General features: G+C 55.1%; 10 protein-coding genes. All 10 read left to right on the top strand.

The features are described 5' to 3' along the window. Positions 1 to 172: 172 nt before the first annotated feature. The 10 genes from pepA to ACX9GU_RS23950 all read left to right on the top strand — a co-directional run bounded on the left by pepA (position 173) and on the right by ACX9GU_RS23950 (position 13,267). A complete protein-coding gene (gene pepA / locus ACX9GU_RS23905) occupies positions 173 to 1,684 on the top strand; it encodes a leucyl aminopeptidase (RefSeq protein WP_024486368.1) in 1,512 nt (503 codons plus the stop codon). A gap of 81 nt (positions 1,685 to 1,765) precedes the next feature. After that, entirely contained in the window at positions 1,766 to 2,215 is a 450-nt protein-coding gene (locus tag ACX9GU_RS23910) for a DNA polymerase III subunit chi (protein WP_021179113.1), read from the top strand. Positions 2,216 to 2,229: 14 nt separating this feature from the next. After that, complete coding sequence (locus ACX9GU_RS23915; RefSeq protein ID WP_473193147.1) at positions 2,230 to 5,106, top strand: valine--tRNA ligase; 2,877 nt, start codon at positions 2,230 to 2,232, stop codon at positions 5,104 to 5,106. Between the two features lie 171 nt (positions 5,107 to 5,277). Further along, a complete protein-coding gene (locus ACX9GU_RS23920) occupies positions 5,278 to 5,781 on the top strand; it encodes a GNAT family N-acetyltransferase (protein WP_473193148.1) in 504 nt (167 codons plus the stop codon). Positions 5,782 to 6,178: 397 nt separating this feature from the next. After that, positions 6,179 to 7,780: a GMC family oxidoreductase gene (locus ACX9GU_RS23925; protein WP_473193149.1), complete on the top strand. Its 1,602-nt coding sequence runs from the start codon at positions 6,179 to 6,181 to the stop codon at positions 7,778 to 7,780. 223 nt (positions 7,781 to 8,003) lie between these two features. Further along, the gene (locus ACX9GU_RS23930; RefSeq protein WP_473193150.1) at positions 8,004 to 9,158 is read left to right on the top strand and encodes an iron-containing alcohol dehydrogenase; all 1,155 of its coding nucleotides are present in this window, start codon (positions 8,004 to 8,006) and stop codon (positions 9,156 to 9,158) included. 42 nt (positions 9,159 to 9,200) lie between these two features. Further along, positions 9,201 to 10,220 carry a 2-dehydro-3-deoxygalactonokinase gene (locus tag ACX9GU_RS23935; RefSeq protein ID WP_473193151.1) on the top strand — a complete coding sequence of 340 codons (1,020 nt, stop codon included), beginning with the start codon at positions 9,201 to 9,203 and terminating at the stop codon, positions 10,218 to 10,220. Between the two features lie 19 nt (positions 10,221 to 10,239). After that, a complete protein-coding gene (locus tag ACX9GU_RS23940) occupies positions 10,240 to 11,229 on the top strand; it encodes a 2-dehydro-3-deoxygalactonokinase (protein ID WP_473193152.1) in 990 nt (329 codons plus the stop codon). A 37-nt stretch (positions 11,230 to 11,266) separates the two neighbouring features. After that, positions 11,267 to 12,574 carry an MFS transporter gene (locus ACX9GU_RS23945; RefSeq protein ID WP_071681282.1) on the top strand — a complete coding sequence of 436 codons (1,308 nt, stop codon included), beginning with the start codon at positions 11,267 to 11,269 and terminating at the stop codon, positions 12,572 to 12,574. Positions 12,575 to 12,619: 45 nt separating this feature from the next. Then, entirely contained in the window at positions 12,620 to 13,267 is a 648-nt protein-coding gene (locus ACX9GU_RS23950; RefSeq protein WP_071681281.1) for a bifunctional 4-hydroxy-2-oxoglutarate aldolase/2-dehydro-3-deoxy-phosphogluconate aldolase, read from the top strand. Positions 13,268 to 13,297: the final 30 nt, after the last annotated feature.

A 13,297-nucleotide genomic window follows, 5' to 3' on the forward strand; every position in this document is an offset into this window, starting at 1 on the left:
TAGAACATCAAGCTGTTTGGCCTTCCTATAGGAACAGACCTATAGTAGCCAAAACAGAACGTTTACGCCGTTCAGGTTAACCTAGTTAGTTAACTCAATGACGGAAGATCTTGGCGGAGCAGATCATTCTAGCCGTAGCTTTCGTCGTTGTCTTTAAGATTCAGGAGAGTGCATGGAGTTCAGTGTAAAAAGCGGTAGCCCGGAAAAACAGCGCAGCGCCTGTATTGTAGTTGGTGTTTTCGAACCACGCCGCCTGTCACCTATCGCAGAACAGCTCGACAAAATCAGTGATGGTTATATCAGCGCACTACTGCGCCGGGGCGAACTGGAAGGCAAAGTCGGGCAGACGTTACTGCTGCACCATGTGCCGAACATTCTCTCCGAACGCATCTTGCTGATTGGCTGTGGCAAAGAGCGCGAGCTCGATGAACGCCAGTACAAGCAGGTGATCCAGAAAACCATCAATACCCTTAACGACACCGGTTCCATGGAGGCCGTCTGCTTCCTGACCGAACTGCACGTCAAAGGCCGCAATACTTACTGGAAGGTGCGCCAGGCGGTAGAAACCGCCAAAGAAACGCTCTACACCTTCGATCAGTTGAAGAGCAACAAGGTGGAGCCACGTCGCCCGCTGCGTAAAATGGTGTTCAACGTGCCAACCCGCCGCGAACTGACCAGCGGTGAACGTGCCATCCAACACGGCCTGGCCGTGGCTTCCGGCATCAAGGCCGCCAAAGATCTCGGCAATATGCCACCAAACATCTGTAACGCCGGTTATCTGGCCTCACAGGCTCGTCAGTTGGCCGACGCCTTCAGCACCCACATCACCACCCGCGTCATCGGCGAACAGCAGATGAAAGAGCTGGGGATGAACGCCTATCTGGCGGTCGGTGCCGGTTCGCAAAATGAATCGCTGATGTCGGTGATGGAATATAAGGGAAATCCTAACCCGGACGCTAAGCCGATCGTGCTGGTAGGCAAAGGGCTGACCTTCGACTCGGGCGGCATCTCGATCAAACCGGCCGACGGCATGGACGAGATGAAATACGACATGTGCGGTGCGGCAACCGTATACGGCGTCATGCGTGTGGTGGCAGAACTGAACCTGCCGCTGAACGTGATCGGCGTGCTGGCTGGCTGTGAAAACATGCCGGGCGGACGTGCCTATCGCCCAGGCGACGTGCTGACCACCATGTCGGGCCAGACGGTAGAAGTGCTGAACACCGACGCCGAAGGCCGCCTGGTACTTTGCGATACCCTCACCTACGTGGAACGTTTCGAGCCAGAGCTGGTAATTGATATCGCCACTCTGACCGGTGCCTGCGTGATCGCTCTGGGCCATCACATCACCGGCCTGATGTCGAACCACAACCCGCTGGCTCACGAACTGATCGGCGCTTCCGAGCAATCGGGTGACCGTGCGTGGCGCTTGCCGATGAGCGATGAGTATTACGAGCAGTTGGATTCCAACTTTGCGGATATGGCCAACATCGGCGGCCGCCCAGGTGGTGCCATCACCGCCGCGTGCTTCCTTTCACGCTTTACCCGCAAGTACAGCTGGGCGCACCTCGACATCGCCGGTACCGCCTGGCGCTCCGGCAAGGCCAAAGGGGCCACTGGCCGCCCGGTAGCCCTGCTGGCGCAGTTCCTGCTCAATCGTGCTGGTCTAAACGGCGACGATTAAATCCGCGCGGTAATTCAGGTATAATCACCGAGGGCACAGCACGCTGTGCCCTTACATTTTTTGGCCACGGTGAATTGAATCATGAAACAGGCAACGTTCTACCTTCTTGAACACGCAGAACCCGCTGGTGCGCTCAGTGCACACGAGGCTGTGGCCTGTGCCGTTGCCGCCGAAAGATGGCGCGCTGGCAAGCGGGTGCTGATCGCCTGTGAAAGCCAGGAGCAGGCCCAGCGGCTGGACGAAGCCCTGTGGCAACGTGAGCCACACCAATTTGTACCGCACAACCTGGCAGGCGAAGGGCCAAATTTTGGCGCGCCGGTCGAGCTGTGCTGGCCAGGCAAACGCGGCAACGCCCCGCGCGATCTGCTGATCGCCCTGCTGCCGCAGTTTGCAGATTTTGCTACTGCTTTCCATGAAGTGGTAGACTTCGTCCCTTACGAAGACACCTTGAAACAGTTGGCGCGCGAACGTTACAAAGCCTATCGCAGCGTCGGCTTCCATTTGACCACGGCCACGCCGCCAACTAACTGAACCTTGAAATAACAATGGAAAAGACCAACACCGATCTCGATACCGCCTATGACCCAACCCAGATCGAACAGAAGCTGTACGATCACTGGGAAAGCCAGGGCTATTTCAAACCGAATGGCGATACCAGCCAGGAAAGTTTCTGCATCATGATCCCGCCGCCGAACGTTACCGGCAGCCTGCATATGGGCCACGCGTTCCAGCAGACCATCATGGACACCATGACCCGCTACCAGCGCATGCAGGGTAAAAATACCCTGTGGCAAGCCGGTACCGACCATGCCGGTATCGCGACCCAGATGGTGGTTGAGCGCAAGATCGCCGCAGAAGAAAATAAAACCCGCCATGATTATGGCCGCGACGCGTTTATCGACAAAATCTGGCAGTGGAAGGACGAGTCCGGCGGCACCATCACCCGCCAGATGCGCCGTCTGGGCAACTCCGTGGATTGGGAGCGCGAGCGCTTCACCATGGATGAAGGCCTGTCCAACGCGGTGAAAGAAGTGTTTGTCCGCCTGTACAAAGAAGACCTGATCTACCGTGGCAAACGCCTGGTGAACTGGGATCCAAAACTGCGCACCGCCATCTCCGATCTGGAAGTGGAAAACCGCGAGTCCAAAGGTTCCATGTGGCACCTGCGCTATCCGCTGGCCGATGGGGCAAAAACGGCGGAAGGCAAAGACTACCTGGTAGTAGCCACCACCCGTCCGGAAACCGTGCTGGGTGATACCGGCGTAGCGGTAAACCCGGAAGATCCACGCTACAAAGATCTGATTGGCAAAGAGATCATTCTGCCATTGGTGGGCCGCCGCATCCGCATCGTGGGTGACGAGCACGCCGATATGGAGAAGGGCACCGGCTGCGTGAAAATCACCCCGGCGCACGACTTCAACGACTATGAGGTGGGTAAGCGTCACGGCCTGCCGATGATCAACATCCTGAACTTCGACGGTGACATCCTCGAAGTGGCCGAGGTGTTCGACACCCTGGGTGAAGCCAGCACCGCCTACAGCGGCGAACTGCCAGAGCAGTTCCGTGGCCTGGAGCGCTTTGCTGCGCGTAAAGCCGTGGTTGCCGCCTTTGACGAACTCGGCCTGCTGGAAGAGATCAAACCTCACGATCTGACCGTGCCTTACGGCGACCGTGGCGGCGTGGTTATCGAGCCAATGCTGACCGACCAATGGTACGTGCGTACCGCGCCGCTGGCGAAAGTCGCGGTGGAAGCGGTTGAGCAAGGTGAGATCCAGTTCGTGCCTAAGCAGTACGAAAACATGTACTTCAGCTGGATGCGCGATATCCAGGACTGGTGTATCTCCCGTCAACTGTGGTGGGGCCACCGCATCCCGGCCTGGTACGACGCCGAAGGCAAAGTCTACGTTGGCCGCACCGAAGAAGAAGTGCGCCGCGAAAACAACCTGGGTGCCGACGTGGCACTGAACCAGGACGAAGACGTGCTGGATACCTGGTTCTCCTCCGGCCTGTGGACCTTCTCGACGCTGGGTTGGCCAGAGCAGACTCCAGATCTGAAGACCTTCCACCCGACCAGCGTGCTGGTCAGCGGCTTCGACATCATCTTCTTCTGGATTGCCCGCATGATCATGCTGACCATGCACTTCGTCAAAGATGAAAACGGCAAGCCGCAGGTTCCGTTCAAGACCGTGTACATGACCGGCCTGATCCGCGATGACGAAGGGCAGAAGATGTCCAAGTCGAAGGGTAATGTCATCGATCCGCTGGATATGGTTGACGGTATCTCGCTGGAAGACCTGCTGGAGAAACGTACCGGCAACATGATGCAGCCGCAGCTGGCAGAGAAAATCCGCAAGCGCACCGAGAAGCAGTTCCCGAACGGCATCGAACCGCACGGCACCGATGCCCTGCGCTTCACCCTGGCAGCACTGGCCTCCACCGGCCGTGACATCAACTGGGATATGAAGCGCCTGGAAGGCTACCGCAACTTCTGTAACAAGCTGTGGAACGCCAGCCGCTTTGTACTGATGAACACCGAAGCGCACGACTGCGGCTTCAACGGTGGCGAAATGCAGCTCTCCTTGGCCGACCGCTGGATCCTGGCCGAATTCAACCGCACGGTGAAAGCCTACCGTGAGGCGCTGGACACCTATCGCTTCGATATCGCAGCGGGCATCCTGTACGAATTCACCTGGAACCAGTTCTGTGACTGGTATCTGGAATTGACCAAACCGGTCGTGATCAACGGCAGCGAAGCGGAACAGCGTGGCACACGTAATACGCTGATCACCGTGCTGGAAGCATTGCTGCGCCTGGCGCACCCAATCATTCCATTTATCACCGAAACCATCTGGCAGCGCGTCAAGCCTCTGACCGGTGAAACCGCAGACACCATCATGCTGCAGCCGTTCCCGGCCTTCGACGCCGCGCTGGAAGACCAGCAGGCATTGAACGATCTGGAATGGATCAAGCAGGCGATCATCGCGGTGCGTAACATCCGCGCCGAGATGAACATTGCGCCAAGCAAACAGCTGGAAGTGCTGCTGCGTAACGCCAATGGTGATGCCCAACGCCGCGTACAGGAAAACCAGAGCTTTATCGAACGCCTGGCGCGCCTGAGCTCTATCACCCTGCTGCCTGCGGGCGAGAAAGGCCCGGTTTCTGTCACCAAGCTGGTGGACGGTGCCGAGTTGCTGATCCCTATGGCTGGCTTTATCGACAAGGATGCGGAAATCGCGCGCCTGTCGAAAGAGATGGGCAAGCTGGATGGTGAGATTGCGTCTATCGAAGGCAAGCTGTCCAACGAAGGCTTTGTGGCTCGCGCACCGGAAGCGGTGGTGGCCAAAGAGCGTGAGCGTCTGGCAGCCTGCAAAGAAGGCAAGCTGAAGCTGCAAGAACAGCAGGCGACCATCGCCGCGCTGTAATCTGCGAGCTACCGATCAAAAACAGCGGGTGATTTTTCCCCGCTGTTTTTTTATCGGCATTGCCAAGGGCCAGGCTTAAGTGTTATTACAAAGTATCATTAATGCGGTACATTCCGTAATAACAACGAAATTCCGGGGCCCTTCAGGTTCCCTTTGATGGTGAGTGTAAACATGACAACAGCCACCCCAGTGCGTCTTCTGGTACGCCCAATCACGGCCGAGGACAACGCCGCGATTGCTCACGTCATTCGCGAAGTCTCCGCCGAGCATGGCCTGACGGCGGATAAGGGTTATACCGTTTCCGATCCCAATCTGGACGCCTTGTTCCAGCTCTATAGCCAACCGCGCAGTGCCTACTGGGTGGTGGAGATAGACGGTCAGATTGCCGGTGGGGGTGGCGTTGCACCGCTGCAAGGCGGTGAGATCGACGTCTGCGAATTACAGAAAATGTATTTCCTGCCAGTGTTACGTGGTAAAGGCTTGGCAAAACGCCTGGCGCTGCAGGCGCTGGAGTTTGCCCGCCAGCAGGGGTTCAGCCGTTGTTATCTGGAAACCACCGCCACGTTGCAGCAGGCAATTGGCTTGTATGAACATCTGGGCTTCGAGCATATCGATCATGCCATGGGCAATACCGGCCACGGCGACTGCGAAGTCACCATGCTGAAAACGCTTTAACCTCCGCAATCCCCCTCACCCTAACCCTCTCCCACAGGGAGAGGGGACCGAATGTGCCACGATTTTGCTCCTTCGCCTGACTGTAACTTCGTATCAGCACCCTCTGCTTCCATAGTCACAGTTCTACACTGCCCCTATTCACAACTCCGGGCTAGCTCCCTCTCCCTGTGGGAGAGGGTTGGGGTGAGAGGCCACTCAACCTCAACATTATTAACATCAACATCATTCAAAAAAACGCACGGTAATTATATATTTCAAACAGTTAAACTGATTATTAATTCTGAGATGTAAATTTATTGTGATATTCGTTAATAAATTAACGATTAGAAATTGACCTACCCTTCCTCTGGGTTACTCTGCCATGACAGTCTCTAACCATCACGCACAGGGAACGGTCATGTCAGAAAATAACTTCGATTACATCATAGTTGGCGCAGGCTCAGCGGGTTGCGTGTTGGCAGCACAGCTCATCCGCCGTACCCAGGCCCGCATCCTGCTGCTGGAAGCCGGCGGCGACGACAATAATCTGTTTATCAAAATGCCCGCCGGGGTAGCCAAGATCATCGCCAAGAAAAGCTGGCCGTATGAAACCGAGCCAGAGCCGCACGCCAATAATCGCCGCATGCAGATCGCTCAGGGCAAGGTGCTGGGCGGCAGCAGCTCGGTAAACGGTATGATCTATCTGCGCGGCCAACCGCAGGATTACGACGACTGGGCACAACAGTATGGCTGTACCGGCTGGAGCTATCAGGACGTGCTGCCCTACTTCAAACGCGCCGAAGCCAATGAGAGCCTGGCGGATGAGTATCATGGCAATGAGGGGCTGCTGCCGGTCAGCGAGAACCGCTACCGCCATCCGCTCAGCATGGCGTTTATCCGCGCAGGCCAGGAGTTGGATCTGCCCTACCGCAACGACTTTAATGGTGAAAATCAGCACGGCGTAGGTTTCTACCAGACCACCACCCACAATGGCGAACGCGCCAGCACCTCCCGCACCTATCTGCAAGCCGTGCGCGATAACTCGCGGCTAGTGGTGAAACTCAACGCGCTGGTGCATCGCGTCACCTTCGAAAACAACGTGGCAACTGGAGTGGTCTACAGCCTGAACGGTGGCAATGAGATCGCCGCCAGCGCCAGCCAGGAAGTGATCCTCAGCGCCGGGGCGGTTGGCTCACCAAAGATCCTGATGCTGTCCGGCATCGGCCCGCGCGAACATCTGGAGCAGTTAGGCATTACGCCGCTGGCCGATCTGCCGGTGGGCAAAAACTTCCACGATCACCTGCATATGTCGATTAACGTCAGCACCCGCGAACCTGTCAGCCTGTTCGGTGCCGACCGGGGATTACAGGCGTTACGCCACGGTGCAGAGTGGCTGGCGTTTCGCAGCGGCGTGTTGACCTCTAACGTGCTGGAAGGTGCCGCCTTCGCCGATTCCCTCGGCAATGGCAGGCCAGACGTGCAGGTGCATTTCCTGCCGATACTGGACAGTTGGGATGACGTGCCCGGCGAACCGCTACCGGCGATCCACGGTATGTCGCTCAAGGTCGGCTATCTGCAACCCAAAGCGCGCGGCCAGGTGCAACTACGTAGCCGTAACCCCGCCGATCCCGTCAAGCTACAGGCCAACTACCTTGGTCATCCAGACGATCTGGCGGGCAGCATTCGCGCGGTGAAATTTGGCCTGTGCTTCCTGGAAACCGCCTCTCTCAAGCCGCTGATTAAAGATCTGCTGATGCCACAACCGGCATGGGTGAACGATGAGGCGCAGATGGAGGAGTTTGTGCGCAACTTCTGCAAGACGGTCTATCACCCAGTGGGTAGTTGCCGGATGGGGCAAAATACGGATGACTCGGTGACCGACTTGCAGCTACGAGTGCATGGCTTTGAACGGCTTCGGGTGGTCGACTGTTCGGTGATGCCGCAGGTCACCAGCGGCAACACCAATGCCCCAACCATTATGCTGGCCGAGAAGGCAGTGGATTTGATATTGGCTGAATAACTCAAATAGACAGCAAGCCGTGTGGGCTTGCTGTCAGCTAACCATTGCTGCAAATCACGTTAAAAAATCCCCCCTGTTTACCTCCCGCCATATTCACCAACAACCAGAAAAAATGTGATTGCGCTCATTAATCCAGCAAAAAGGGTTGAATGCTGGATGAAACACGGCCAATATAATCACAATTGCGAACATGATCCGAATATGCGGACAATAAGGATAAACAATGAACAGTTTTACCTTCAATAATCCCGTCAAACTCCACGTTGGCCCTGGCAAATTTGCTCTGCTGGGTACCATCGCACAACAGTACGGGAAGAAAGCACTGTTAGTCGTTTCTGATAACACCAAGACCACGGGCCTGCTCGCTCGGGCGCAGGAAACCCTGGCTGCCGCCGGGGTGGCATTTGCCGTCTATGACAAATTTATGCAAAACCCGCTCTCCACACTGGTGGAAGCCGGTGCTGAAATGGCACGACAGGAGCAATGCGATCTGGTGATTGGTATTGGTGGTGGCAGCGCAATGGATATGGCCAAAGGCATCGCGTTTTGTGCCTGCAATCCAGGCAGCATCTGGGACTATGTGTTTGGCAAAACCCAGGCACAGAACGCGCTGCCAAATATCCTGGTGCCGACCACCGCTGGCACCGGCAGCGAGGCTAACCGTACCGCCGTGTTCACCAACCCGGAAACCCATGATAAAAAAGGCTTGGTTAACCCGTTAATCTATCCGGTCGCCTCGATTGTTGACCCAGAACTGATGCTCACGCTGCCAAAACGCGTGATCGCCGGGCCAGGTGCCGACGTCTTGTTCCATGCCCTGGAGTCATATATCTCCCGGAATGCCCACCCAGTCAGTGAAATGCTCTCGCTGCGTGCAATTACCCTGCTGACGCAGAACCTGCCACGCGTGTATGCCGATGTGACCGATTTGGCGGCATGGGAGCAGGTATGCGTGGCGAGTACGCTTGCCGGAATGGCGATCGACTGTGCCGGTACGGCGCTGCCGCATGCTCTGCAACACCCAATGGGCGGGCTGCTGGACGTCGTACACGCTGAAGGGATCGCCGCGGTTTATCCTGCTTTTATGGAATACACCTGGTCGGCCGCTCCTGAAAAATTTGCCGCCATTGCCTACGCCATGGGGGTGGATACTCGCGATATGAGCCTTGAAGAAGCCGCTTACAGCAGCGTACAGGCCGTCACGTCATTACTGTCATCAGTCAATATGCTCCCTTCCTTGACTGAACTGGGGGTGAAAGAAGAGCACTTCGACTGGATCATCAATAACGTGCAAACCACCATGAAAGTGGTGCTGGAGAATAATCCGCGAGTGCCGGATGCCGACACCTTGCGTGACATTTTACAACGTAGCCTTTAATGAAAAACATCAGCCTCAACTGCGCTATTTAAAGGAGTGAGCATGTTTATTGTCATTGATTCAGGTTCGTCCACGACACGTATTTATCTGCTGGCATTCACCGACAATAAGATTATTGACAAGATCACAATCGGCGAAGGGGTCAACTCCACCGTCACTCATGGAAATAATAATCTATTACGTCAGGCGATGGTGCGTGGCGTAACCGAATTGTTGGCAAGAAACGGTAAGGCTCAGCAGGATATCACCTTTATTATTGCCTCAGGCATGATCACGTCAAACCTGGGTTTGCATGAGGTTCCCCATCTGGTTGCACCGGTCGGGATTGACGAATTGGCACAGCATACTGTGCCATTTGCTGCCAATGAACTCCTGGCGTTGGATATTCCCGTCATGCTGATACCTGGCGTTCGTAACCAGACGACTCCCTCATGGGAAAACCTCAGCGGTATTGACCTGATGCGGGGTGAAGAGACTCAGGCTGTCGGGTTACTGTTGGGCTATCAGCCCAAGCTCCCCTGTATCCTGATCGAGCTGGGTTCCACCACCAAACTGATTTCGATTAATCAACAGGGGAAAATTGCCGGCAGTATTACCTCCTTAAGCGGCCAGGTGTATGCAGCAATCCTAAAGCAGACCTTTGTCGCAGCCAGTGTTGCCACCACGCCAGAAGAAGAGGCGCAGGCAAAAATAGAGCCGCAGATTATTGATGCCGCCTGCCAGGCCGTGCAGGAGAGCGGTTTATTACGCACAATATTAATGAGCCGATTCTTACAATTCGCGTTTCCGACCACAACGCCGCAACGCAAACTGTTCCTTGAAAGCGCCATGGCAGGTGACGATATCAAGGTTTTTACCAGTGCCCAACACCAGGGGTTTAATTTCCATGGCGAGATCTTTTTAATCGGCCATGCGAAACGTTGTGAGATTTACCAGCACGTTATTCGACAGCAGTTAAAAATAGATAGCCCACAGCGAATAATTTCCGATGAACAGCAAATAGATCTGTTAGCGATAACCGGCGCCAGCGCTATTGCTAATACACTCCGCACCCTACGCTGATAATAATAACGAGAATGATATGTATATAATCACTATCGATACCGGCACCACCAACACCAGGGTATGTGCCTGGCAGGACGAACGGCTGTTGGCTGAAGCGGCACGCCCCATCGGCGTACGCGATACCGCCATCTCTGGCAGTACTGCAACGCTGATGAATGGCGTACGCGAAGCCGTTCAGGAAGCCAAAAATCTGGCCGCGATACCGGCGGCTGAACGCGTGGTTTACCTGTCATCGGGTATGATCACCTCCAACGTGGGATTATGCGAAATTCCGCATTTGTTGGCGCCTGCCGGGCTTGGCGAACTGGCTCAAGGCATGGTCTGCGCCAATCTGCCAGAGATCGCCGAGGAACCTATCTGGTTTGTACCAGGCATTCGCAATCATGATTCTGCCGTCACGCTGGGTAATGCCGAGCAGATGGACATGATGCGTGGCGAAGAGACGGAAGCTATAGGCGTACTCGCCAGCCTGGACATCCACGGCCCGGCGCTGATCGTGCTGCCGGGTTCGCACTCTAAATTCGTCAAGATAGATGCCCAGGACCGCATCGAAGGTTGTGTCACAACATTAGGGGGTGAACTACTGGACGTGATTACCCGGCATACGATCCTGGCCAACTCCCTGGATCGGCAATTCGCTCAGGAGATTGAAGCCCCCGCTCTGCTGCAAGGTGCGAACCAATGTCGGCAAACGGGCTTGTCCCGCACCTGTTTTTCTGTGCGCGTTCTGGATATGTTCAGCCAACTTACGCTCAACCAGAAAGCCAATGTCCTGTTAGGAGCCGTGCTACAAGATGACCTGCAGGCGGTCAAAAATAGCGAGGCCTTTACGGTTACCCCGGATACTCACGTCGTGGTATGCGGCAAAGACACGCTTAAATTCGCCTTCGCTACCCTCATTGAAAATGACCCGTGGTTTAACGGGGAAGTTACCCTGGCATCGGTAGATCGTTCACTTTCCAGTTCTGGATTATTTTCCCTGGCTCACCACCGACAGATTATTTAATTCCTTTGTATCCTACACAAAATTAAAAGGTCTGATTATGAACACCATCGTTAATGAAAAAGTTATAACAAAAAAACGAGGAAATAAGCGCTGGTTTGTTGTATTCCTCTTATTGATTGGCGGTATTGTCAACTACCTCGATCGTGCCAGCCTCTCCATTGCTGCGCCCGACATGATGAAAGAACTTGAATTATCGAATACGGATATCGGATTGCTGGGTTCGGTCTTTGCGCTGATCTACGCGCTTTGCCAACTCCCGGCCGGTTGGCTGGTTGACCGCTTCGGCCCGAAAAAAGTATACGGTTGGGCCGTCGGCTTATGGAGCGGAGCCACCATGCTAACCGGTGCTTGTAGCAGTATGGTGACGCTGATTTTTGCCCGTGGACTGCTGGGGATCACCGAAGCCCCATGCTGGCCGGGTGCGGCAAAAATTACCGCCTCATGGTTCCCCAAAAGTGAACGTGCGTTGGCAACCGGATTTTGGGATGCAGCGTCCAAATGGGGGCCAGCCATCGCTCCGCCGATCCTGGTCGCTATCATTGTGCCATTCGGTTGGCGTGCGCTGTTTTATATTGCCGGGGCAATAGGTTTTGTTTTCGTGGTATTTTTCATCTTCGCCTATCACCAGCCAGAGCGGCACCCAAACATTACCAAAGAAGAGCTGGATTATATTAAAGAAGGCGGCGGCGGCACAGCACAAAAACTGACGGGAGATGCTGAAAAAATCAGCTGGGGCGGCCTGTTTAAATATCGCTGTATCTGGGGAATGATTTTAGGTTGGTTCTGTTATGTGTGGATGATGAATATTTTCACCACCTTCTTACCGCTCTATTTAATGAAAACCCAAAATATCCAGTTCAAGGAATTAGGCATCTACGCCAGTATTCCCTACTTCGGTGGGATTGTCGGTGCCATTGCCGGTGGTTACATCTCCAAATGGCTGGTGGATAAACAGATTTTCACCGAATCCTTAAAAGCCAAGCGCGTCACCATCAGCGTCTCTGCACTGCTGGCCGGCGTCGCTGTTATTGCGGTGCCAATGGTGGATAGCCTTTCTGCCACCCTGACCTTGCTGGTGATTGCCATGGCGCTGCTCTCTTCACTTTCTGCCACTGGCTGGGCATTACCTGGCGATGTCGCCCCGGCGTCCATGGTGGCTTCGGTTGGCAGCATCCAGAACTTCGGTGGCTATTTTGCCGGATCGTTATCACCGCTGGTGACCGGGCTGATTGCCGATGTCACTGGCTCATACACCCTGGCCTTTGTCAGCGGTGGGATTATCGCAGCCTGTGCTGCACTGTGTTATTGGTTCATCGTCAAAGAACCGGTGACCGTAACGGATTGATGTCATCAGGGAGCCCGCTCCCTGATATTTCCCAAGAGGTTATCCATGATTAAACAACGCGTGATCCGCGCCATAGAAGAAACCGGCATGATTGCCATCGTTCGTGGCGTCGCGCCCGAGGGCATTATCCCCCTTGCCAATGCACTGTATGACGGCGGCATCCGAGTCATTGAGGTCACTTGTAACTCGACCCGGCACCTGGAAAGCATCAGCGCGCTTAAGCAGGAGATGGGAGACAGAATGTGTGTAGGCGCGGGGACGGTATTAAACCCGGTAATGGCACAGCTGGTGCTGGACGCCGGTGCCGACTTTGTCCTCTCCCCCGATTTCAACCCCGATGTGGTGATGATGGTGCACGAAAAGCAACGCCTGATGATCCCTGCGGTGATGACCCCATCAGAGATTTTGCAGGCCTGCCGCCTGGGGGTAGATCTGTTAAAACTGTTCCCAGCCAATAGCCTCGGCGTTGACTATATGAAAGAGGTGTTAGGGCCGTTGGATAACCTATCGATGATCCCGGTTGGCGGGATTACGCTTGAAAATACCCGCAAATTTGCCAAGGCCGGTGCGTTTGCAATGGGGGTGGGGAGCGCACTGACTAATAAACAATGGATTGAGGCAGGCAACTGGGCGGCCATCACCCAACAGGCACAAGCCTTTATCCAGGCATTTCATGAGGGAAAACGGTCCTGACATCAGGGCAGACAAGCTACGGTGAACAGC

It is taken from the genome of Serratia sp. K1WW1, assembly GCF_055790865.1.